General features: G+C 52.0%; 19 protein-coding genes. 4 read left to right on the top strand and 15 right to left on the bottom strand.

Annotated elements, in window-relative coordinates; genetic code table 11:
• Position 1 precedes the first annotated feature (1 nt).
• Entirely contained in the window at positions 2-1,078 is a 1,077-nt protein-coding gene (locus CBR65_RS12785) for an extracellular solute-binding protein (protein WP_087467205.1), read from the top strand.
• Between the two features lie 49 nt (positions 1,079-1,127).
• Here CBR65_RS12785 and CBR65_RS12780 read toward each other — a convergent pair whose 3' ends face one another.
• From CBR65_RS12780 to CBR65_RS12745, 8 genes are all read right to left on the bottom strand, one after another.
• Complete coding sequence (locus CBR65_RS12780) at positions 1,128-1,841, bottom strand: UbiA family prenyltransferase (protein WP_087467204.1); 714 nt, start codon at positions 1,839-1,841, stop codon at positions 1,128-1,130.
• An 8-nt stretch (positions 1,842-1,849) separates the two neighbouring features.
• Positions 1,850-3,220 carry an alkaline phosphatase family protein gene (locus tag CBR65_RS12775; protein WP_087467203.1) on the bottom strand — a complete coding sequence of 457 codons (1,371 nt, stop codon included), beginning with the start codon at positions 3,218-3,220 and terminating at the stop codon, positions 1,850-1,852.
• 3 nt (positions 3,221-3,223) lie between these two features.
• Complete coding sequence (gene eboE, locus CBR65_RS12770; RefSeq protein ID WP_087467202.1) at positions 3,224-4,330, bottom strand: metabolite traffic protein EboE; 1,107 nt, start codon at positions 4,328-4,330, stop codon at positions 3,224-3,226.
• A gap of 55 nt (positions 4,331-4,385) precedes the next feature.
• Complete coding sequence (locus CBR65_RS12765; RefSeq protein ID WP_087467201.1) at positions 4,386-5,534, bottom strand: 3-dehydroquinate synthase; 1,149 nt, start codon at positions 5,532-5,534, stop codon at positions 4,386-4,388.
• Positions 5,535-5,624: 90 nt separating this feature from the next.
• The gene (locus tag CBR65_RS12760) at positions 5,625-6,521 is read right to left on the bottom strand and encodes a TatD family hydrolase (protein ID WP_087467200.1); all 897 of its coding nucleotides are present in this window, start codon (positions 6,519-6,521) and stop codon (positions 5,625-5,627) included.
• Between the two features lie 110 nt (positions 6,522-6,631).
• Entirely contained in the window at positions 6,632-7,324 is a 693-nt protein-coding gene (locus CBR65_RS12755) for an EboA domain-containing protein (protein ID WP_087467199.1), read from the bottom strand.
• Positions 7,325-7,782: 458 nt separating this feature from the next.
• Entirely contained in the window at positions 7,783-12,405 is a 4,623-nt protein-coding gene (locus CBR65_RS12750; protein ID WP_087467198.1) for a ThuA domain-containing protein, read from the bottom strand.
• 101 nt (positions 12,406-12,506) lie between these two features.
• Positions 12,507-14,831, bottom strand: coding sequence for a di-heme oxidoredictase family protein (locus tag CBR65_RS12745; RefSeq protein WP_087467197.1), 2,325 nt, complete (start codon positions 14,829-14,831; stop codon positions 12,507-12,509).
• A gap of 597 nt (positions 14,832-15,428) precedes the next feature.
• On the opposite strand from CBR65_RS12745, the gene CBR65_RS12740 reads away from it, so the two are divergent.
• Together CBR65_RS12740 and CBR65_RS22110 are read left to right on the top strand one after the other, a co-directional pair.
• Complete coding sequence (locus tag CBR65_RS12740) at positions 15,429-16,133, top strand: polysaccharide lyase (RefSeq protein ID WP_157672062.1); 705 nt, start codon at positions 15,429-15,431, stop codon at positions 16,131-16,133.
• Positions 16,134-16,246: 113 nt separating this feature from the next.
• Positions 16,247-16,462 (top strand): hypothetical protein, encoded by a 216-nt coding sequence (locus CBR65_RS22110; RefSeq protein WP_157672061.1) that lies wholly within the window; start codon positions 16,247-16,249, stop codon positions 16,460-16,462.
• 35 nt (positions 16,463-16,497) lie between these two features.
• Here the strand turns inward: CBR65_RS22110 and xerC are convergent, their stop codons facing one another.
• The 7 genes from xerC to CBR65_RS22580 all read right to left on the bottom strand — a co-directional run bounded on the left by xerC (position 16,498) and on the right by CBR65_RS22580 (position 22,019).
• A complete protein-coding gene (xerC, locus tag CBR65_RS12735) occupies positions 16,498-17,427 on the bottom strand; it encodes a tyrosine recombinase XerC (RefSeq protein WP_087467195.1) in 930 nt (309 codons plus the stop codon).
• Positions 17,428-17,460: 33 nt separating this feature from the next.
• Positions 17,461-18,156 (bottom strand): DUF484 family protein, encoded by a 696-nt coding sequence (locus CBR65_RS12730; RefSeq protein ID WP_087467194.1) that lies wholly within the window; start codon positions 18,154-18,156, stop codon positions 17,461-17,463.
• Positions 18,156-18,986 carry a diaminopimelate epimerase gene (gene dapF, locus CBR65_RS12725; RefSeq protein ID WP_087467193.1) on the bottom strand — a complete coding sequence of 277 codons (831 nt, stop codon included), beginning with the start codon at positions 18,984-18,986 and terminating at the stop codon, positions 18,156-18,158. The genes CBR65_RS12730 and dapF overlap by 1 nt, the downstream gene beginning before the upstream one ends.
• 15 nt (positions 18,987-19,001) lie before the next feature.
• Entirely contained in the window at positions 19,002-20,249 is a 1,248-nt protein-coding gene (lysA, locus tag CBR65_RS12720) for a diaminopimelate decarboxylase (RefSeq protein WP_087467192.1), read from the bottom strand.
• Positions 20,250-20,278: 29 nt separating this feature from the next.
• Positions 20,279-20,407: a lipoprotein gene (locus tag CBR65_RS22105; RefSeq protein ID WP_157672060.1), complete on the bottom strand. Its 129-nt coding sequence runs from the start codon at positions 20,405-20,407 to the stop codon at positions 20,279-20,281.
• A 195-nt stretch (positions 20,408-20,602) separates the two neighbouring features.
• Positions 20,603-21,772, bottom strand: a complete 1,170-nt coding sequence (locus tag CBR65_RS12710; protein WP_087467190.1) for a helix-turn-helix domain-containing protein — start codon at positions 21,770-21,772, stop codon at positions 20,603-20,605.
• A 118-nt stretch (positions 21,773-21,890) separates the two neighbouring features.
• Positions 21,891-22,019, bottom strand: a complete 129-nt coding sequence (locus tag CBR65_RS22580; protein ID WP_255377141.1) for a hypothetical protein — start codon at positions 22,017-22,019, stop codon at positions 21,891-21,893.
• 341 nt (positions 22,020-22,360) lie between these two features.
• Between CBR65_RS22580 and CBR65_RS12705 the strand changes: the two genes are divergently transcribed.
• On the top strand, positions 22,361-24,508 hold the full coding sequence (locus CBR65_RS12705; protein ID WP_087467189.1) for a carbohydrate-binding protein: 2,148 nt from the start codon (positions 22,361-22,363) through the stop codon (positions 24,506-24,508).
• The last annotated feature ends 411 nt before the right edge of the window (positions 24,509-24,919 follow it).

Raw genomic sequence — 24,919 nt, 5'->3', positions numbered from 1 at the left:
GATGAAAAAAATGTGGGCATTTGCCATCGCCGTAGCCTGGATACTCAGCGGTTGTAGCGATAAATCCGACAGCGAGGCCAGCACGGCTGATGCAGCACCAAAGTCCGACGAAAAAGTCGTCATCTACAACTGGACCGAATATATCCCTGAAGATGTATTGCAGGCTTTCACCAAAGAAACCGGCATTCAAGTGGAATACGCGACTTACGAAAGTAATGAAGCCATGTATTCCAAACTGAAATTATTGGACGGCAAGGGTTACGACCTTGCGGTTCCCTCCACCTTCTACGTGGAGAAGATGCGCAAAGAAGGTTTGATTCAACCGATCAACAAAGAATTACTCAGCAATTACGCCAACCTCGACCCCTCCCTGTTGAACAAGCCTTACGATCCGGACAACAGTTACAGCGTGCCTTACTTGTGGGGCAGCACCTCCATTGCCGTCAACGGTGATGAAGTAGACGCGAGCCAGATCACCAAATGGGCTGACCTGTGGAAACCAGAATACGCCGGCAAACTGATGGTGATGGACGATGTGCGCGATAATTTTTACGTGGGGTTGCGTGTAGCGGGTTTTGAAAATAACACCACCAACGAAGAAGAAATTCGTGCAGCTTACGAAAAATTAAAAGAGCTGTGGCCGAGCATCAAGATGATCAACTCCGACTCGCCGAAATCACCCTTGATTAAAGGTGAAGTGAGCATTGGTGCGATCTGGAATGGTGAAGCCTATATGGCCCAGGAAGAATTACCGAACCTGACTTACATTTATCCGGAAGAGGGTGCGGTATTGTGGGTCGACAGTTTTGTGATTCCCAAGGGCGCAGCTAATGTAGAGAATGCGCACAAATTTATCGACTTTATGTTGCGTGCAGAGAGCGGTAAAGCGGCGATCGAGGAATTGGGTTACGCGGCGCCGAATATTCCTGCCATTGCGTTACTGGATGAAGAGCTGCGCAATAACAAGATTGTATTTCCCGATAAGGCCGATATCGATCGCGGCAGTTTCCATCAGGATCTGGGCGATACGGTGCTGGTGTATGAAAAATACTGGCAGATGTTAAAAGCCGGTCAATAAGCTCTCCAAAAAAACGCCAGAAGCAATTACTTCTGGCGTTTTTATTTATTCAATCCCCTCTCACATATTTCTGCCCGAATCGAGTCATGGCGGCGGCCAAGAGGCCGACGAAAATCCACCAGGGATTTACCAGAACTGCGAGAACCAACCCATCCAGGATGGCCATGCCGGCAATCATTAATGGGATCAACGGGATGCTGTAATTCTGTTGACGCCGATGTTCATAACGTGCGACTACCGTCACTAGTAATGTATAAATAAACTGCAGCCCACCAGCAATCCAGATCACCACAAACCAATCACCCGCCAGAGCACGTGCCGTTACCACAAAAACCAATAGCCGTGCTGATGCCATTACAATCACGCTGAGCGGCGTCGCCTTGTGAATAACATCGTAAATAACGATGGCCAGGAGCAATAGTAAGCCCATGTAAAAGCCACCAGTTTGCGGTGCAAATAACAACAGTAGTTGGGCTGTGGCGAACAGCGCGAGAGAAATGATCAGCGCGGTCGAGGCGTGGATTTTTCCGGCGGGAATCGGGCGAAAGGTTTGATGCTGGGCATCCCAATGGCGATCCGAATAATCATTGAAGCTCATGCCGCCCATGTAAAACAGCGAGAGTGAGACCATCAGTAATACAACAACCACAGGGTCGAGGGATAAGCTCGCTGCCTGGCTAACCAGTAGCGCGGCTGTGAGCACGTTCATCCATACTGTCGGCAAATTACTGACGCGGCACAGGGTAAGAAAAGTTTTTAGCATGGTGAACTCTATTCTTCAAAAAGGTGTTGCAGGATTAATTCACACACATCCGTTGCTGCAATTCTCTCGGGCATGTTTTTACCGTAATTGCTGATCAACACCGGTTGGGCATGAGGTGATGATGAGGATACGCCATGTTGCCCTTTGACCAGATAAGGGTCGGTAGCAATCACATCCATCACATAACGGAATCCGGCTAATTTTTTTGCGATGCGCGCGCCAACCGATAATTTCGGAAAGCGCAGGCGCGGGTCCAGAAATAATTCACAGGGATCGTAACCCGGCTTTTTATGAATCTCCACGCATCGGGCAAAGTCCGGTGCGCGTGCTTCTTCCTTCCAATAATAATAGGTAAACCAGGAATTCTCTTCCGCCAACAACACCAATTCACCGGAGCGCGGATGATCAAGGCCCAATTCACGTTTGCCTTCGTCATCAAGCACACGCGCAATACCTGGCTGGTTTTCAAATAGTGCTTTAATCTCAGAAATTTTCTCTGGCTGTTGCACATACACGTGGCAAATCTGATGATCGCTCACCGCAAAAGCGGTACAACTGGCATAGTCGAGATATTCACACCCGAGATCGACCTTTAACGAGAGCATGCCCGCGTCGCGCAGGATGCGGTTGGGATGAACTGGATTGGACACAGGCATAATCCCGTATTCAGATAACAACAATATCCGATGTCCGCGCTGCTGAAAAAAATCCAACAATTTTCCTACCACGCGATCGATATCGCGCAAGTCCTGAGCGATATCGCCTTCAGGGCCCACACGCTGCAAACAATAATCCAGGTGTGGCAGATACACCAATTGCAAACTCGGTTGATAATGTTCTTCCACATAGATGGCCGCATCGGCAATCCATTCGCTGGATTTAATATGCGTCGCGGGCCCCCAGAACTGGAACAGCGGGAATTTGCCCAGTTTGGTTTCCAGCGCTTCGCGAACATCCAGGGGATAGCTGTAGCAGTCGGGCAACTTGCGGCCATCAGCCAGATATAACGGTCGCGGCGTCAACGTGATGTCGGCGTCGGTGGCCATGGCGTACCACCAGAACGTATTGGCGCAGGTGAACGAGGGGTCGCGCGCCTTGGCCATATGCCAGACCTTGGGCGCTTCCACCAACTTATTGCTTTGTCGCCACAACCAGACTTCGTTCAGCTCGCGAAAATACCAGCCATTACCCACAATGCCATGTTCACGGGGCAGCTTACCGGTGAGGTAAGTGGATTGCGCCGTGCAGGTGACGGCGGGAATTACCGGTTCGATATTTGTGTTGCTATGCCCATCTAAAAAACGCTGCAGGTTAGGTGTGTGCTCGCCAATCAATGCGCGCGTTAAACCCACAACGTCGATCATCACAGTATTGTGCATAATTTATTTTCCTAACCGGGTTTGCACCCACTGCAGCTCACGGCAGATAGATTCCTCCAGGGTGCCACTACGCAGGTGTTCAGGTAGGGCTTTGAAACTGTAGGTTTCGACTTCAAGGGGAATATCCGGTGATAGCAGTGGCAGCAATTGTTCGAGAAAAAATCGTGTGGTGCCGCATACGCCCAAGTGATCAATAAAAATCGGCACGTGAAAATGTACGCGGCATTCTTCCGGTTGCTGGGCATCATCCAGAAACGCTGACAGCTCCGATAAATCTGTAAAACGGCGCAGCGGTTTATTCGCGCTCTGACGAACAATGGCTTGATGTAAATACACCGGCTCATCAAAATCCATCAGCGCGGAAATTTCATCGCCGCGCGCGCATAACGCGCTGGAGACTTGTACTTTCGCAATAGCGATATCGGCTTGCGCTAATTTTTGCAGGCATTGTGCCGGATCTTCAAACTCGACGGCTTGGTGACAGGCATCAAAACAAATGCCGACAAAAGGCTGTAGCCTCTCCGGTAAATCCAGCCGTGAAAAGAAATCCACGGTTTCGTCGATAGTCTCCAACACGCAACAGGGTTCCGGCTCGAAGGCCAGGCGAATACTAATGCCCGTCGATTGCTCGATCTGCCGCAGATGTTGCAACACCTCGTTGATATGTCGATAAACCACGGGCCAATCATCGTCAGAAAATACTGGCTTGTAAGCCACCGGCACGGTGGATATGGATAAGGGTGCAGCGCGAGTGCTCAATGCGACGGCGAGGTCCGCAAGGCGTTTGGTGTAATCAACACGCGCGCGGCTGCGCCAGTCCGGTTCATAGACCTTTTCTTTCACTGGTTGATTATGAAACGTGCCAAACGGAAAACCATTGATCGTCAGCAAATAACAATCATGAAGGTCGCACCAGTGGCGAAAGCTGGTGATATCCTCTGGTGTAATTTCACTCGCGGCCTGATGGGAAATACGCAGACCCAAAGGAAATTTTTCATTAGCCGATACAGCCGCCTTTACCGCCAGTGCGTGGCCATTCAAATTCGCCATCACATCGGCCCAGGATTCGCCGGGATGAATGTTGGTGCAGTAGGTTAATTCTGGTTTCATATGGCGTTCTCCAGTATTGAGACGCGATTATTGCCATGTGTTTGTTGCCAAGTGCTTATTGGTAGTCGCGCAGTCGCTGCACACATTGCTCCATAACAGCCTCATCAATTTCGCTAACTTCTTTCGCGGAACCTGCACCGGTTAACATGGTGATGCACAGGGCGCCGCCGAGATGCTCGCGGAATCCTGCCAGGGCCTGCGGAATGTTGAGCTGTTCCAGCGCCGGGTGATACAAGCTGAAGCCTATGCCATGCAGCGTGTTGATGATGCGCATCAAGGTTTCTTCATCGATAAATCCCATCTGTCGGGCATAGTGAGAATCCAATGCGATGCCGATGGCGACTGCTTCGCCGTGGCGCAGCTCGTGTTGAGGAAATTGCGTGTGGGAAATTTCTTCCAGGCGATGGGCAGACCAGTGGCCGAAATCCAGCGGTCGCGCGGAGCCGCGCTCAAAAGGATCACCGCCGGTGCCGATGTGACGCACATGCAATTCGGCGCAACGAATAATCATGTGCTCCACGGCTTCGTCTTCAAAGCGCGCAAGTTGCTCACAATGACTTTCCAGCCAGGCAAAAAATTCGCCGTCACGAATGAGCGACACCTTCACCGCTTCTGCAATACCGGCACGCTGATCGCGCGGTGCCAGGCTGCTAAGAAAATCAAAATCATTTAACACGGCATAGGGCGGGGCGAAAGTGCCAACGTAATTTTTTCGATTGCGAAAGTTAATCGCATTCTTTACGCCGACACCGGCATCATTTTGACCCAGCACGGTGGTCGGCATACGAATCAGGCGAATACCGCGATGCGCGATAGTGGCTGCATAACCCATCGCGTCGATAACCGAGCCACCACCAATAACCAGCACAAAGCTGTGACGACAAATCTTGCGCTCCTGCGTCAGGCGAAGAAACTCTTCGACTTCAGCGGGATCGTTCTTGCAGATCTCACCGCCGCGCACAATAAAGGGCTCCTCAAAGGCGATGGTGTCACCATGAATATCACCGTAGAGGGCGATAGCGTCGATCAGCTCGGGGTGATCTGCTAAGACCTGGCTGTCGATCACAGGTTGAACTTTGTGGGTGGTCGCACCGGCCGCCGAAATTAAATCATGTAATGCCATGTTTTCCGGCGCAAAGGTGTCGCGCGTAAAACAAACGGAAAATTCATAGGTCACGGAGAATTGTTGATTGATGAGATGCATAGGCGCCTCCGCTGTGTTGATGTTTAAAAAGCTGGCTCAGCGCACGAATTGTGCGAGCCCCAGCGTTTGCCGTCAGGGATTTTCACAGCGCTAGTTTTTCACCGGTTCGAGCACCAGCGGTGACTGGCCACGCAATACCGAGTTATCACTGAAGAGTGCGCGTTGATCAATGGCGGGTGCCGCTAACAATTGATCGATATCAATTTGCCCGGACTGCGCATAAGCATCGAGTGCGTTTTGCCAGGTGGTGAGACGAACGGCTTCCGGCGCGATGCCGCGCTCAAGCATGAGCTTGGCCGTTTTAGGAACGGATAAGGGATCACTCACACCCCAGTCCGCCGAGCTGTCAACGATGATGCGTTCGGGCCCATATTCACGCACAATTTCCACCATACGTTCGGAGCCCATCTTGGTGTTGGGGTAGATGGTAAATGCTGCCCAGGCACCGCGGTCCAACACCGCGCGCACGGTTTCTTCGTTGTTGTGATCGATAATGACTTTGTGCATGGGCACGCCCATCTCCGCCGCAACATCCAGCGAACGCAACACACCATTTTTCTTATCGCGATGCGGCGTATGCACCATCACCACCATGTCGTGATCGCAGGCGAACTTGAGTTGCCACTGGTAAGCAAAATCTTCGGCGGGTGTGATTTCGTCGTAGCCGATTTCACCAATAGCGACGACGCTTTCTTTCAAGGCAAACTGCGGCAGGATGTCCAATACCTCGCGCGCCAGTCCTTCATCGTTTGCTTCTTTGGAGTTCAACCCCATCGCACAATAATGTGCGATACCAAATTGGCTTGCGCGAAATTTTTCCCAACCAACAAGGCTGGAGAAGTAATCAATAAAACTACCGACGTTGGTGCGTGGTTGGCCCATCCAGAACGCGGGTTCAATCACGGCACGAATACCCGCAGCGGCCATGGCTTGGTAATCGTCGGTGGTACGGCTGGACATATGGATATGCGGATCAAAAAACATCATGGTGTTATCCTCGAAGCAATAGGCGATGCAATAAGTGGCTCCAGCAAAAATAATTTGCCGGGTTTTTTGTCGTTATCCATGACAGCGGGCGTTGGCCTGACAGCTTGTTTTCAACAAGCTGCGTCGCCCAGTAATAGTTTTATATCCGTGGGAATGCTGCGTCCGGCACTGGTACGTTCGGCAATATAGTCGTTTGCCATCTCCGCCAGTGTGGTAGATAACCGGTGCTCAAGGTGATAAATGTGCACCAGAGGAATCTCGATAAATAGCGCCTTCATCACCAGCTGTCGCCAGGCGATATCGTCAAAGTAGGTCACGGGAAAGGGATTATCGCAGCCGGCCGCCCACACAATTGAGCGCATATTGGAACGGCAGGCTTCTTTCATATGCCAGAGAAAACGCTCAGGCGCCGGCAACAAGGGAATCGCTTTATAAAAAGCACAGGCTTCGCCTTCATCGGCGAACTGAAACGCTTTAATCAATACATCCGCAAAGGACTCTTCTGCAAGATGCTGCTGCGCAATGATCAATCTTACGCGCAATAACTCCAGCAGGTTCCATTGCGAAAGATCCCAGCCCGGCATGTTTCTGCTGATGTGCAATTTTTCATCATCAGACAAGTTCAGTGGATGCCGACGGGCATGGCGACTTGCCATCGCAATTAAACGATTAAATCCTGGATAATCAAGCGGCTCACCTGGCGCTGTGCCGGTGCGACAATAGGTGATTGCCTGCGGGCTCAAGCGCGGATGAAGTATGTCATCCAATAAGGATTGGATAGTTTGCAAATGAATAATGTACATCAACAACCGCCGGGATAAATTTCACAAGGGGTAAGGCCACAACATGATTTACTGTTTCAGAATATGCTGCGCTGATCCGTTATTATTGATTGTCAGCTGCAGATCAATTGTTGGATAACCTGCATACCATGTAGCAACTTCGCCAAACTCCCTGCTCAATAAGCTCGCCAGTAAACTCCACGCCGCCGAACCGCATCAGCATGAGACCACGGGTAATGTAAAGGTTCCGGCTGGGGATGCACAACGTGGATGAACGGAATAAACCTGCCGGAAAGCCCCTTTTTACACAATTTAACGCTTCGGCCGTCATTGAATCGGCTATTTGTCATTCTGCGGAACTTGTCAAGCCATTTCCCGCAGGTTAGCGCGCATCATGATCACTGACTGAGCACAACTGATCGATGTTGCTGTGAGTAGCGGGGCAAAAGAACATCGGAGAACCTTTTGCCCCACGTTTATTATTCGTTATTAATCACGGTGGTTCTGTAATGTCGCCGTATAAGCATAAGCCCGATGGCGAATAAACAAAGCAGCAAGAGTTCGTGCCATGCAACAGAGCCTCCACCACTGCCAGCAGGGCTGGATGATGTTCCGCCGCCTGTGTTGCCGGGCGTAGAACTGATGCTGGACGCCGTCGAACTCATTGATGAACGGGCGCTCGATGATGAGCTGTTAACCACCGACACACTCGACACGCCCGCACTGGTTGAACTTGCTACACCAGTACTGGATGCAGAACTTATTGCGCCCACCGAACTGGCCGAGCTTGCGGACGTTGCAGATCGACTTGATGATGCCAGGGCACTCGATGAAGACGATACATTAGCCACGGAACTGTTTGAACGGCTACTGCTTGAACGACTGCTACTCGCCACGCTGGATGACATAACACTGGACGATGATGAGCTTGCCGGCGGCGGCGCGACCGGCTCAATGTTGGAGGTCCACTCAATCGCTTTGCGAATCATCTCCACCATCTTTGGATCTGCAAAATTTTCTTTCACATGGCCAATAGCGGTGTAAAAAATTCGCCCGTCACCGACCGTGTTGGTGTAAATCACCGGATGATCGTCTACCGGATAATTGGAGGTGTAACTGCTGCGATCCAGATTACCCAACACCTCAACATGTTCTGATTCGCGCGGATTACTCTTCCAGAAATACCATTCGTCGTTCAGTACCCATTGCGCCCCAATATGATTGACAAGCGCGTGGGTAATATCTTCGATCACGACGGTTGCGCGCGGAATACCATCGCCGTGGTGAATAAATTCACCGCCACCTAATACGGTATCGGTATACCAATCCCAACCGTGTTCGGTATCCGCTGCCGCGTGAGTGCCAACATAACCGCCACCGTTTTCAATGTAGCTTTTGAATGCCGCTTTTTGTGCATCGGTAAATACATCACCGGTGGTATTCATAAACACGATGGTGGAATAGTTCGCCAGGTTTGCGGTAGTAAATAAGCTGGAATCTTCCGATGCCGTGACGGTGTAACCATTGTCTTGTGCAATTTGTTGCACCATCGCAATACCGTCGGGGATGGAGTCATGACGGAAACCCGCTGTCTTGGAGAAGACCAATACACTCGGACAACTTTCACCACAGCTGACCCTGAATTTACTATTTCTCGGCACACCGACTTCATTGCCGCTGTTGTCGATAAGCGTCACACGCAGGCTATGCTGGCCCGTGGGCAACAAACCGAGATCAATAACATCGCTGGTCGCTACCGTGGCTGGGCCGTCGTCGAGTGAGTAAGTGAATCCGTAATTGGTTAACCAGTTGGGATCGGTGATGTTCACACGCAGACTCACGCGTGCCGATTGATCAATCACCGCATTGGCTGCTGGCGTTACAATATTAATCAATGCTACGTCTGCATCGGCTTCCACACCATAGGCTTCAAATTCAAACAATGAATAACCATAACCCGTTGCGCGCTGTGTACCGTGCATGCGGATATATTGGCCTTGCTCACCATTCAACGGAATGGTTTCTATTCCGCCGCGACTATTGGTGGTGCTGTATACCACCGTCCAGTCGTCACCATTGTCGGAGACTTCAATGGTGTAGGCTCGGGCGTAAGCCGCTTCCCAATTCAATCTGACTTCGGTGAAGTAAATGCGTTTGCCCATATCCAGCTGGAGGTATTGCGGATCAACTTGCGGTTCACTTTCCCAGCGTGAAGCGGCATTGCCATCAATAGCGGCGGGCGCGGTATTGCCGCCCTGGAAACTGGAGGCGGTTGCCAGTACCGGCGTCAATTTTGCGGGGCGCGGTGGAACCACGGAAGGTGCACCGAGCGAGGTAATCCATTGGTCGAGTACCTGAATATATTCGGTGTGCTCCAAGGCGCGACCGATGGGTGGCATACGATCGTTTGGATCAATGGTTTTATCACGCAGATACAGGATCGACTGTTGCGGTGCGCCCGCTTCAACCACTTTCGCATTCGCGATGCCGTAGTCTGCTTCGTAATTACGAATACCTGTGGTGGTAGCGTTCACCACTTTCATTTGACCTAACGCGGTATTGAAACGCGCGTCCCATTGCGAGCCGCCGTTGCCTGTGCCATGACAATGCCCGCAATTGGTATCAAGATAGGACTTCACGCGCTTTTCCAGAGAGGCATTACTATCGGAAAGCGCCGCCAATTTATCGTAGGTGTTAACCAAGGCATTATTGAGCGCCGGTGTAAATAAACCGCGATTATTCCAATGCACCAATTGATTTTGCGTTGTGCCGCCCGGGTAGGTGTAATTACCGTTTAATTGACGCGTGCTTAAGCCGAGTATCTGGCTGGATTCCGCGTTGTGACAACTCAGACAATCAGCCGGGCTCGGATAAAACCAGGTCTGCGTTGCATTGGAACCATTCGCTTGTCTTACGCTGATATCTTCTTGCGCACCGGCCATCAATAAATCCGCATCACTATTGTCAGCGCGCCATTTATAGGTAACGCCATAAATCTTGCCGTCGGCCTTGGTAACAATTAAACGCGTCTCCAGTCGTTTGGTTAACGCCGGATTATTCACATCCACCGGCAATTCGAAATGCTTAACCGCCACAGTGCCCTGGGGAAATTTCCAATCGCCTTGCGCGCTCCATTGCACCTTGGTATCGGCGGGCAATGAAACCCAGCGAAATTTTTCCGCGCGGTCTGACCAGAGCGGACTGTTGGGAGAAAAGGGTAAGAGATTAGCGCTGGGTGTCAGGTTAGCGGTATTACTAAACGCGCCGGTTTGCGACAGCAACCGGGGTACATCAGTGAAGTTCGCATCCAATGTTCTGGGCATATTGAGGTAAGCGAATTCGGTAAGCGGCACTTCCGGCTCCGGTGCTTCGCCCGCATAGACTTCAAATTCGTAGATGGAGTGACCGTAATTTGTGCCGCGTGCTGTACCCGTTAAACGCAAATAGCGATAGGCTTTGGTGGAATTAATGATATGCGGTGTGGTTTTGCCGGCACCGTTGTCTTCGGTCACCAACAGGTCCCAGGTGACGCCATCGACGGATGCTTCAATGGTGTATTTTGAACTGTAGGCAGCTTCCCATTTAATAAAAATGGTTGCAATGATGGTGGGTTGTGCCAGTTCAATATTCAGTACTTGCGGATCAGCGCTGGGGCTTTCCCAGCGCGTCGTCGGATCACCGTCAACCGCATAGGCTGGAAGGTTTCCGCCCACAGCGGGTGATGATGCGGTCGCCGTAGCACCTTGGGCCATGTTGGGGCCACTGTCGCGGCCACCGATGTAATCAAAACGATAAAGCACACCGTTGCCGTAGGGTTCTTTATCGCAACAACCGGAGCCCCATTGCAGCACATAAAACTGATGGGTGCGTGGATCGAATTCCGCATCAATCGCGCCTTGGAAACCGCCGGTGTTCAAGGGGAAATCTTCCGCGATGGGCGGGTTGTTATTGGCGGTGAGGTCGATGGTAAAAAATTTGCTGCTGTTGAAATCCCAGAAGATTAATTTACCGTTGTAATACGCCGGCAATTTATATTCGCTGTCGAGATTTTCATTAAAGCGATACACCGGGCCTGCCATAGTCGCCTGATGGCGAATGGTCCACAACGCGGATTTGGATGATGGCAAGTTGGTCGCGCCGGTGTTGAGGTTGTAATTGTTCACAATGTTATTGGGATTAAAACCAGCGTAAGGTTGGTTGTAACCAATAATGTAGGGCCAGCCAAAATTACCCGCTTCGCGAATCTCATTAAGTTCATCGAGTCCACCGGGGCCTTCGGCACTGTCAGCCGATGAGTCGGGGCCAATATCACCCACGTATAAATAACCCGTGAGCGGGTCGATATTCAAACGGAAGGGGTTGCGAAAACCCATGGCGTAAATTTCCGGGCGGTGCGTGGCATCTGCCGGAAATAAATTGCCCGCCGGAATCGTATAACCACCCGCCGCTGTGGGTTTGATCCGCAGGATTTTTCCCCGCAAATCGTTGGTGTTGCCCGAGGTTTGTTGTGCGGCAGGTTGAAAATAACCACCCGCGGCCTTGTTGTCACCCGTGGTAATAATTAAATTGCCATCATTGTCGAATTGCATTGATCCGCCCATGTGGCCGTGGGCTTCGTCGCCGGTGCGCCACTCAAGCAGAATCTTTTCCGACGCCATATCCAGGGTATTGTTGGCGTTCACTGTATAACGCGATACGCGGGTGAGGCTACCGGGTGCAGTGTATTGAAAATAAATATAACCGTTAGTCGTAAAATTCGGATCAAGCGCAACGCTTAACAAGCCGTCTTCAAATTCGCAACGGACATTGGCAACCGTTGCCGTTTGTGTAGCAACACCACCATCCAGATTCCATGCGTACAATGCACCACACTTGCCGACCACAAACACGCGGCCATCTTTGGCAATTTCAAACTCCATCGGTAAATCCAGGCCGTCTGCGACAACAGTGCGCTGGAAGTCATCAACGGTCGGAACTTGCGCAACAGAGGATTGCACGCTGAAAACAATCAACAGAAAAAACGAAGATAATAGCCACAAAGAATCAGTAAAACGTTTATTTTTTTCGCGATACTTATCGACGAAATTTACCGGCCTGTTCATGGGTGCCTCTCATTATTAAAAGCTAATATGGTGTCAGTGAACGATATGCGTCGACGGCGTAATCGCACGTCGACGTTTTCCTCGCTACTATTTCCTCGCTACTACAAAGATTCCAAAAACTTGATCAATGCGTCTTCGTCAGTGTCTGACAGATTCTCGTAAGCCGTCGCTGACGCCTGACCCTCGCCACCGTGCCACAAAATCGCTTCATCCAGAGTGCGCGCACGTCCATCGTGCAGATAGCTCGCATGGGGCGTGCAGTACTCGCCGCCATCAACACCATCGGCGCTGCCGCCGCGCGGTCCTGCTACACCACCGGTTACACAGGGCGATAAACCAATGCCCCACAAGGGCGGCGTGCGCCACTCGGAACCGCTGGCTTCACCTTCGCTGATGTCATCGGCCAAACCCGGCCCCATGTCATGCAACAAAAGATCGGTGTAGGGATGGATAACCTGATTGCGCATCTCTGCGAGCGGCGCGTAGGCGCTGGTGGTGAAGGTTTCGGTGTGACAGGCGGCGCAGCCGATGGAAGTGAATAACGATTTACCGCGAATCACTTGCGCGTCGTTGTAGTCCCGTTGTGAACGCACGCCAAGCAACTGGATATACTTCACCAGGTTGCTTAAATGCTCTTCTGAAAGTTCCGAACCGGAGTTCCCGCAACCCGCTTGCTCTGAACCGCAATCCGGTGTTGGCAACACGGACGTCATCACACCCATGTCGGTATTTAAAGCCAGAGCAACCTGATGACGCACGCTGGCGGTGGTTGCCTTGTAACCAAAACGTCCAAGGCGCAAATCACCGGTTTCAGGATCAATAACTTTTTGCGCGCGACCGGAGATTCCATCACCATTCGTATCGTTTTCATCAGCCAGCGCGAGGATGGCGGATTCAGGAATTGCTTCCAGCAAACCCATGCCCACCAGCTGCGGTGCAATGCGCGCAGAAAAACGTGCGGGAGCACCGCGTTCAAACGTGAATTCAGGTTTACGCAAACCATCGGCTTCGGTAAAGGCGCTGATGGAAACCTTGCCTTCCCCCGCAGCCGCGCCATCAACGTGTTGCGGTTGCAATACATGCCCCAGCGCAGGGTCCGCGTTGCCTTCTGCATCGGCAACCTTGAATACCCATTTGGTTAACGGCTCACCCAGAGGCGCAACCGGCGCACGGCCATTGCGGTTGTGGCAATTCACACAGGATGCATTGATAAAATGCGGACCCGCCTTGCCAATCATTTCATCGAAGATACCGTTCTCCGGTGATTCATCGTGGTGACCATCGGTAAATTCCGTGTGTGCGAGTCGCCGCCCGAGCATAAACGGTTGGGCATTGTCGTAACCCATGCCGTAAGCCATCTGCATAAAATGATCATCCGGTTCGGCAGAGACCTGGCGATTCAAACTGTGGATGCCGCCGAGCATGGCGGATGGTGGCAGCTCGATAGAGTCGCGCTGATACAGCTTGCCCTGGACGAAGGGGGCCATGTCTGTAACATCCCAGGGGACAAGTCCTTTACCGACAACATATAAAAAGGTGCTGCCGTAATAATGATCGCGACCACGTGGCAAGGCGTTTTTATCCAAAAATTGGCTGATCTCGAATTCCAGCCGGTCGCCCATCTGGATCGGGCGACCTTCACGGCAATTGAAACCCTCTTCTTTCCAGTAATGGGTTGTGTCGATAACATTCATCACACCATTACCGCAAAACTCCGCCAGCGTATTACCACCGATGTACCACCAGCGGTTTTCCGCTTGCAGATCATCCAGCTTGCTTAAAGTAGTGACGTTCATGCGAATGCTATTGCCACCCTTGGCGACGTAATCGATGATCTCAATCGATGCGGTGCGATCCTCCCAGTAAAATGCCAAATAGTGATCGTGAAGTTGAAAGTGATTTTCCTTGGCATGACGATCACGGGCGCGATCAGAAAAACGGGTTACCAGGGCATCGCCGCGATCAAATTGAATGACCGGCTCAAGTTGTGTCTCTTGGTCAAATAAAGGAACGATGTTCACACCGGTGGGCGCACTGGAGGATGAGAACGAGTTCACAGACGATGCAGCCGAACTTGCTGTTGATGATAGGCTGCTGGCGCGACTGGATGATTGACCTGCGAGCGAACTGCTGAGTGATGAACTGACAACGTGCGATGAGCTGGACGATGAAGGGATAACAGCTCCGCTGCTGGAAGGCGAGCTCATTACACTGGAATTATTACCCGTTGAACTATTCATCGAGCTGGCTGGAGTAGAAGATGGCGCCGACGATGCCAGCGATGACGATTGTGCAATGACCGACGCAGAACTGCGGGAACTGTTTCCCTGACCCCCTTGATTATCATCACCGCCACTGCCGCCGCCACAAGCGGACAATATCAGGGAGACCCCGAGTATCGAACATAAATAAGGTACTGACTGCATAGAGAACTCTCTTACTGACCAGGGTATGTTTTGTTAAGCCAACCTTTGCGTCTCCGTAGGTTATTCAGGAATTACCGCCGGTTAACGGGTTGGTCTCGATGTTGGGTATACTCGGAATTACGTGTTGAGCTAATGCTGAACTCAGCACAGCTTACAGATCGGCACCAAAAATCTCGTCCCACTTTGTGGTGGAATCACGGTTATCGTGAGAAGAGTTTGTCCCACTTCGTGCGTTTAAAGAGATTCTTCAGAAAGGGTTATGAGTAGAGCAAAACGCTTTGAGACAGGCATCACACATTTTTTATTTATCAAAAAATTCACTTTAATTATGTGTGTGAAGCTGAATTAAAAATTCAGTAGCTTTGAAACAAAACTTTGCGGCCGCTGGAGTAAAGACGGAAAGCGTTGCGGTATAAAAAGTTGACCATTTTTGCTATTGTCCAAAAAAATAAACAAGAAAACGAATTGGCCTTGGTGAGAGTTTTCACTCAATCGTTAATGAATCATTGAAAAAACCAAGTGCATTACCTGAACTTCACTATCAAAATAACCGGGTCGCTTATGAGCAGAGCAATTTCCCTTATATGTTTTATTCTGATGAGTACAGGCTGCGCAACCCGGCAGCCACTATTATGGCAAGGTGATTTTGAAACCGGCGACCTCTCTCAATGGAGTTACCTGTTAAACCCGCAGGGGCTATCCGTGCAGGAAAACTGTGTATACGAAGGGCACTACGCGGGTCGCGCGATGATTACCGGCGAACCGGACATGTTATGGCATGGTAATGAAAAACTGAATCGCACGGAGTTCAGCCACAAACCATCCGCCGGACGAATCGGTGAAGGGCAGGAAACCTTCTTTGGCTGGAGCTTTTATCTGCAGCAGCCCTTATCCGAACATAAACATGAAATCGGCTACTGGGAATCCGACAAAAGCTATCAGCAAATGCTGCGCTTCAATATCATCGGGCAGGATTTCAGCTTTCAGGAAAGCGCAATGAATTCTCCCTTCTGGACAAAGCCAGGATTCGCCTCGCCGGGCGTATGGCACGATGTTGTGCTGCACATCGGCTGGTCAACCGATCCAGATAAAGGCTTCACCCAGGTCTGGCTGGATGGCGAGAACATGGGAAAACAGTTTTTCAAAACACTCTATGCGGCCGATGAAAGTATGTTTACCCAGATCGGCATCCTGCGTGCGCGAAACGATCAGGTAGAAACCATTTTTATTGATAATGTACGCGAAGGGCAGGATTTAGAGCAGGTGCTGTTGAGTATGGATAGTAATCTTACTTGCGAATAAATTTTTAAACGTTGGAGTGAGCGGTATTCGTTTGGGTTACGCCAACACGCCGTGAATACATCCCTGTAGGCTCAGCGTCGGCATCCCTACGCTTCGGGAAACTTCCCGCGTCCATGTGGGTCGTCCATGCCGACGATGGTTGGCGTAACCCAACCGAACACCGCTTGCGAGCATTGGTGGAAATTTCTGTGCAAAAATACTCAAATTTAACGAACGGAATTAAATCGGATGGCACAGTGGTGGTGACGGAGTTAGGTGCGGGACCGTCACCGGCAGGGATGCCGGTGTCGAGCCTACAGGGACGTATTCACGGCGTGTCCCGCACCTAACTCCGTCATCACCGCCCAAATAGAACTCTCAAATTTCATTCAAATTCAGGTGAACCTTTCTTCCGCTGCGCCCGCGGATGCGCCTTGTCATACACCTTCGCCAGATGCTGAAAATCCAGATGCGTATAAATCTGCGTGGTAGAAATATTCGCGTGGCCCAACAACTCCTGCACCAAACGCAAATCCCCACTCGACTCCAACACATGGCTCGCAAATGAATGACGCAACATATGCGGATGCACCGGATTATCCATCCCCTGTTGCACACTTAATTGCTGCATCCGCAATTGCACCGCGCGATGGCCGATCCGTGCACCACGTTGCGTAATAAATAATGCAACCTGATCAGCAGGTGCATTCAGGGCGCGTTGCGGTAACCAATCCTCCAATGCGGTTATAGCATGACGACCCACCGGCAAGATGCGTTGCTTGGAACCCTTGCCCACTACATTGACCATGCCTTCTTTTAAATCGACATCGGTCACATTCAAACCGGTGACTTCGGCCAGACGCAGGCCGGATGAATAAACCAATTCCAGCAGCGCACGGTCGCGGCAGGCAATAAAACTATCGCCCGTCACCTCAACAAATTGCGAGGTCTGATCCGCGTCCAGGGTTTTGGGTAATTTTTTAGGTGATTTTGGAGCCTGAATTCCATCAGCGGGATTGTTCTTCATCCAGCCGCGTTTAATCGCAAAGCGAAAAAAACTGCGCAGGGAAGACAGCCAGCGTTGCAGGCTTTTGCCGCCGAGGCCACTGCGATGCAAGGCTGCAACACCTTGACGAATATGCTGTGGCTGAAGGGCGGCGAGATCGTGAAGCGAATATTTGGCGCAGAAGCGACAGAATTTTTCCAGGTCGCGTTGATAGTTTTCCTGCGTCAGGGGCGAGAATTGTTTCTCGCTACGCATGTAGGTAAAAAACGCAGCGAGTTCGTCAGCAAAAGGCGTTGCAGCTTCAGTCATGCGCATATCCTCTTGCCATAGATTGGCGATTAATTAGCGCGGTAAATATTTCGGCAATAACCGATTCAATACTTCTGCAATATAGCCCAAAAATAACGTGCCCATACTGGAGCGGTAATAATTCGGATCGCGGTTGGCGATGGCGAGCATGCCGAAGGTGGTGCCGTGAATTAACGGTACCGTCGCCACCGAGCCGATTTCTTCCGCGTGTTTGCCGAATAAAAAGCTCAACTCTTTTTGCCCGAGTGTGCCGCACATGGCGCGGTTACTTTTGAGCAAAGGCGCAATGTGTTCGCGCGCTTGTGCAATGGCAACCACCTGGGCCTGGCTGCTGGGGAGTTTGTCGGCGTTGCCGTAAAGTTGCAGGCTGGTGAAATGGATATTGAAGTCTTTGTCGAAACTGTAATGCAAGGCGTCAATGATATCGCCGAGATCCTGGCCTTCCAATAAGCTGAGGATCAGACGTTTGGTTTTATCAAACAGCTTGTCATTTTCCCGTGCATTGTCGAGCAGTTTGCTCAAGCGGTTGCGCATGTCGATGTTGCGCTCACGCAGAATCGACACCTGCCGTTCAACCAGAGACACCGCCGGACCGCTCTCATGAGGCAGAAATAAATCACCCAATAACTCCTGATGGTGAACAAAAAACTCCGGATGTTGTTGCAGGTAATTCGCAACCTGTTCGGGGTCCAGTGGATCAGCCAGGGTAGGGGATTTTTTATCGGTCATCAGATCTTTACCTGTCCATGAAAAACGGTGGTGGCCGGGCCGGTCATCATCACCGGTTCACCGGGGCCGGCCCAACTGATGCGCAGGCTGCCGCCGGGAAGATTCACTTTGACGTTATTGCCGATCAGCTGACGCAGGTTGCCAGCCACCACGGCAGCGCAAGCACCGGTGCCGCAGGCGAGGGTTTCGCCTACGCCGCGCTCGAATACCCGCAGATTAATTTCATCGCTGGAGACAACTTGCATAAAGCCAGCATTTACCCGTTGCGGAAAACGGGTATGGCGTTCAACCAGCGGCCCAAGCGTCGCGACTGGCGCTGTCGCTACATCGTCAACCAGGGTGACCGCGTGGGGATTGCCCATGGAGACAGCGGAAATTTCCAGCGTGGTGCCATCAACCGCTAACGAATAGGTAAGGGATTGTGCCTCGGCTTCGAAAGGAATCTCCGCCGGTACCAGGCGCGGTACGCCCATATTGACGCAGACTTCGCCGTTCTCGGTGATCTGCAAGGTCATCATGCCGCCGGCAGTTTCCACCGTAATCAGATTCTTGCCGGTCAATTTACGGTCGCGCACAAACACGGCAAAGCAGCGGGCGCCGTTGCCACAGTTTTCCACTTCGCCGCCGTCGCTGTTGAATATGCGGTAGCGAAAATCCACTTCGGGACTTTCCGGAGCTTCAACCACCAATAGCTGATCAAAGCCGATACCGAAATGCCGGTCGGCTAACTGGCGAATCTTTTCAGGACTCAAACGCACCTTTTGGCTGACCCCATCAATCACCATGAAGTCGTTGCCCAAACCGTGCATTTTGCTAAACCGCAGACGCATTGCGTATTCCTTTTATCAAGCGGGTAAAAGCGTTTCACCGCGCAGCATATCGTCGATCGTTTCACGCTCGCGCACAACAAACATCTGGTCGCCGTCGACAATCACCTCAGCGGCGCGGCCACGGGTGTTGTAGTTGGAACTCATACTGAAACCATAGGCGCCGGTGGACATGACCGCGAGCAAATCACCGGGTTCGATGGCGAGTTCGCGGTCTTTGCCGAGAAAGTCGCCGGTCTCGCAAATCGGGCCTACCAGATCCCAGGTTTTTGTACCGCTTGCGCGCGGCTTGACCGGACGAATATCTTGCCACGCCTGGTAGAGCGAGGGGCGGATATTGTCATTCATGGCGGCATCGATGATCGCAAAATTCTTGTGTTCCGTGGGCTTTAAATACATGACCTTGGTCAGCAAGACACCGGCATTGGCGGAAATCGAACGACCCGGTTCAAACATCAGGCTCAGTTTACGGTCGCCCAGACGCTGTTTAATAGCGGCCATATAGTCAGCCACCGGCGGCGGCGTTTCATTGCGATAGGTCACGCCCAAGCCGCCACCCAGATCCAGGTGGGAAATCGTTATGCCTGCACTTTCCAGCTCATCAACCAGCAGCAGCAAGCGATCCAGCGCGTCGAGGAAGGGCGTCAGTTGCGTGAGCTGGGAGCCGATATGGCAGTCCAGCCCTTTGATCTTCAGGCTCGGCAATTCGGCGGCGCGACGATAGACCGCCGGCGCGCGTTGGATGTCGATGCCGAATTTGTTTTCTTTCAGGCCGGTGGAGATATAGGGGTGGGTGTTGGCGTCTACATCCGGGTTCACCCGCAGGGAGATATTGGCCACCATGCCTTTGTCTGCCGCGACGCGGGCAAGGATCTCCAGCTCGGCTTCGGATTCCACGTTGAAACAGAAGATGCCGACATCCAGCGCCCGGGCCATCTCTTCCGGGGTTTTGCCCACGCCGGAAAATACAATGCGCGCCGGATCGCCGCCCGCGCGCAACACGCGCTCAAGCTCCCCACCGGAGACGATATCGAACCCGGCGCCGAGCTTGGCCAGCAGGTTCAGAATGGCGAGGTTGGAGTTGGCTTTGATGGCGTAACACACCATGCCCGGATGATCCCCAAGGGCTTGGGCATAAGACAGGTAATGCTGGGTAAAAGCGGCGCGGCTATAGACATAGGTCGGGGTGCCGAAACGTTCGGCAACGGCGCTCAGGGGCACATCTTCGACGTGGAGTTCGCCGTTGCGTGGTTGAAAATGCTGCATAGATAGACTCGATCAGGCAAAAAAGGCGGCTAGTCTTGTGATTCGGCAGGGGCTTCCGGTTGCGGTTGTTCCTGTTCCGGCAGGTACAGCGGGCCGGTTTGGCCGCAGCCGCTTAGCCACAGGCAGGCTAGCAACAACAAAGCGGATAACGTTTTCATGGTGAATTCCCGGGGCCGAATCACGCCCGTTGGTCCGGGCAAACTGAAGTCAAAACAGCGGGCAGTATAACCGTGCACCGACAGTGCCACAACAAACTGCCGGTGCTTCCAGAGGTTCCGGTGATGAAGAGCAAAGGGGCTCCACGGGTAACCTGCCAAAGTCGCGTAGCCCGCGCCTGGAACTGCCTTGATGCCTTACTTCTTTACCTCCCCATGTTCCTGTCGGTACTGTGAAGGCGTAACGCTGAGGATTTTCTTGAAAAACGTGTTGAACACCGACTTGCTGTTAAAGCCGACTTCCAGATAAATATCGGTGATGGTTTTATTTTTGTGCTTCGGATCAATCAACATCTTGCGCGCTTCTTCAATGCGATAGTTGTTGATGAATTCATAAAAATTATTGTGGAAATGGCGGTTGATAATCATCGACAAATCCTTGGCGGGAATGGCCAGTTTGTCGGCGAGGATGTCGAGGGTGATGTCGGGCAATAGATAGGGTTTTTCACTGCGCATCAGACCGTCGATTTTTTCGGCAAACTCCGGGTTGAGCAGTTTGTCGTTGAGCGGTTTTTTATGGCTGTCTTTCTGCCGCACGGCCTCGAAGGTGGCGAAGTAGCGCATGCTGGTAAACACCAACAGGTTGACCAGAATAAATAATGAGTAGTATCCGGTCAGGCCAATGTATTCAAACACTTTCAGGTCGTGAGTTTTTATCAGGCCGACAATCTTTGAAATGCTCAGGATCACTTCCATGATGGTCACACCAAGGAAGCCGATGACCAGCAGCTTGAGCCACAAGAGGTCAACTTTTTCGATATTGGAGTGGGTGGATTTCAGGATGTCCTTATACTTCAGGATCAACAGAAAACTTAACGCGCAATACACAACGCGCAAGGATTTACAGAAAAAATCCATCGAGATATACGCAGCGCCGTAAACAAAGACTTCATCGCGGATTAATTCAATCCGTTCAGCATAGGGACGGCTGTAAAACATCACGCACATAAACGCGATAAAAATTCCCAGCGGAATCAGATGCAACAGATCGCGGCGCTTTAACGCGAAATCGCGGAACACCAACGACTTCACATAAAAGTACAACAGCACCGCATCCACGTAGTAAGCAAAACCGCCGACAAAAAAAGCTTCCGGAAAGACTTCGCGCACTTTCCATTTGAATACCGCACCCCAGAGGATTAATTCATGCAAGGGAATAAACGCGTGAGCTAATAAAAAAGCGGCGAGGAAATAATTGCTGGGGGATTTGCTGGTGTTGGTGGCAACGAGCAATACCGCAAAAAAGCAGCACTGCATGGCCGTCATCAGTAAAACCACGTCATGAAAATTAAATACAACTTCGTTCATGGGGTTCTGCCCTTGCTTCAATCATTATTGTTATGCATCACGCGGCGAGGAGGGGAGCTTAACGCCGGTGGACGTAAAACGGTTATTGGATAAATACAGGCTGGTGGTCTGCAAGACTTTATCCGCAGTCGGTCAGGTGCGCCGGATAATGTTCCAGAGTGGCGTGCAAGATCATAGCCCAAATAATTGCAGCCTGGCCAGACACGCGCGCCAGTTGCCAACTCAGACGCGGCGATTCAATGCGCATGTAGCCCTCAAAAAGTTGTCATCTTATGAAATTCACGATTGTGGTAATTGCCGCTTCCGGCGCGAAGTGAAAATGCGCGGCGGCCGCTGCGCAGGGAGATAAATGCAGTGGGTGAATTGCGTCACAGACGCAAGCGTGAAGACGAGCAATGGCGCGGGTTCGGCGTAGATTTTTTTAACCGAACGACAGGTTTGTGGGTGGGGCGTACTCTCAATAGGCGTGCAGCGTATTGCGTTGCCGCGATTCAATCCGCCATGGCATGGGCGCTTCGGTCGTTGTAATACGTTATATAAAAAAAGCCCGGTTATGGCGATAACAATAAAACCTTCAGGTATTTCATCATGAAAAAAACCAAGGCCAAGACGACTGCTCTCCGTATCGCTCGAACGTTATGCTCGTTTCCATATGCCCTCGCACGCTGCAAACACCTGTTATGGACAGGCTTGCTCGCAGGCAGTGTTTTATTGCCATCACTTGCCCAGGCGCAAACTGCGTTGCCGGGCAGGGTCCAGGCGGAAAGTTACACCGGCATGGCCGGTGTCCAACTGGAAACCACCACCGACAGCGGCGGTGGCCAGAATGTCGGCTGGATCGATACCAACGATTGGATGACCTATTCCATTAATCCGGCTACAGCGGGCTGGTACGATGTGCGTTACCGGGTGGCATCTACCGGTAGCACCGGTCTGGTGGTACTGGGCCGCAACGGTCAGGATCTCACCGAAGGCACCAGCATCCCCAATACCGGCGGTTGGCAGAACTGGACGACCGTCAGCTCAGCGGTTTATCTGGAAGCCGGCCCGCAGAACATCACCCTATTTGCCCGCACCGGCGGTTGGAATATCAATTGGGTGGAGTTCACCCGTCAGGCGAGCTGGACCCCGCTGCCCAAACTCAAACAAAGCGGGCGCTACTGGGTCGACCCCAATGGCAACCGCGTCAACCTGCGCGGCACCAACGTGGGCAACTGGCTGCAGTTGGAGTTTTGGATGATGAACGAAAACATGACCACCAACGCCGGCACTATCCATGACCAATGCACCCTGGAAGGCGCGCTCACCGGGCGGTTTGGCTACGCCGAAAAAGAACGCCTGATGGATATCTTCCGCGATAGCTGGATCACCGCGCGTGACTGGGACCATATGCAGGCTATGGGCATGAACGTGGTGCGCATTCCGTTTATGTACAACCTGATTGAAAACGAAAATGCGCCTTATACCTTGCGCCCGGATGCCTGGCAGTATCTGGACTACGCCATTGATGAAGCGGAAAAGCGCGGTATGTACACCATCCTCGATCTGCACGGTGCTGCCGGTAGCCAGGGCTGGGAACATCATTCCGGTTGCGCGGGTAAAAACGAGCTGTGGGGTTCGGCTCAATACCGCGATCGCACCAAATGGTTGTGGGACATGATTGCTGCCCGTTATCGCGGGCGCGGTGCGGTCGCAGCATACGGGTTATTAAATGAACCCTGGGGCACTGATGCCAATACCCTCGCGGATTTTTCTACCGAGCTGTATCACGTCGCCCGTGCGAAAGACCCGGACACCATGATCATCCTGCCCGGTCACAACAGCGGCGGCATTGATGCCTACGGTCATCCTTCCGGGCGTGGCATGAACAGCAATGTGGCCTTCGAGATGCATTTTTATCCCGGCCTGTGGGGGTGGAATGAAGGGACCGGCAACGCGCATCACATCAATGTTCACAGCAATTGGCTCCATTGCAACGCCAACGGCACCGGCGAAAGTTGTGACTGGAACAATCGCATCACCAATCTGAACACGCCCTTCTTCGTGGGCGAATTCCAGCCCTGGACATTGCTCGGTGCAGCGGGTGGACAGATGCTGCGCAAGACCTACGATATCTACAACATGTACGGCTGGGCCGCGACCAACTGGGCTTACAAGACGGTGTCTTTCGGTGGCTCTAATGGCAACCCCGGTTCCTGGGGGTGGGGTATGGTGACCAACAGCAACAACGGTGGCACCATGGGCAGTATCAACATCAGCACCGCCACCGTGGCGCAGATCGAAAATTACTTCCGTTCCTTTGCCAATCAGTCGCTGGTGCGCAATTCTGAAATCACCTATTGGATGAACTACCGTCCCACGGTAGGACAGCGCATTGAAGCTGAGCATTTCAGCGCCCATGCCGGTGTGCGTATGGAAACCACCACCGATGCCGGCGGCGGTTTTAATGCGGGTTACATCGACACGAATGACTGGATGTCCTATCCCATCAATATTCCCAGTGCTGGCTGGTACACGGTGCAATACCGGGTGGCCTCACCCAACAGCACCGGCCAGGTGGTGTTGAGCCGCAACGCGACGGACCTGGTGGTGAATACCGTACCCAACACCGGCGGCTGGCAAAACTGGACCACGATTTCCAACAGCGTTTATCTGGAGGCGGGTCAGCAGACCTTGTCGCTCTATGTGCGCAATGGAGGTTGGAATATTAATTGGTGGAGTTTGACGGCGCAGTAACCTTGAACCGAGGCTGAAGGCCGATGTAAAAAAACCGGGTTTGGAGAAGTCCCATTAATCCAGACCCGCGTTTTTAACCCCTTCCGCATTTCTTGCTTCGGTGTCGCTTATGAATTTTTTACGCGACGTTTGTTTTGGCCGGAGGCCGATGGAACAAGCACACTGGCTTAATGAATTGATTTTGAATGCTTTTTAGCGTCGTTCTGCTGACCCGATCCAATCCGAACCTCTAACGCCTCACCTGACTCACTCGTACCCGTCCATTCGAACGACAGGCGTCTCCCGACCCGTTAATGTCTTCTCAGGGTTCGCTAATCCTCCGTGTTACAACCGGCTCACCCTTCGGTGGCGAAGCGGTGAGCCGGTGTTGTGTCTGGAGCCCCGCCACCTTGAGAAAAGGGTCGTCAACAG

Source organism: Cellvibrio sp. PSBB006, from assembly GCF_002162135.1.
Lineage (GTDB): Bacteria > Pseudomonadota > Gammaproteobacteria > Pseudomonadales > Cellvibrionaceae > Cellvibrio.
The sequence above is the reverse complement of the archived record's forward strand: the minus strand, read 5'-3'. Positions and strand labels throughout refer to the sequence as shown.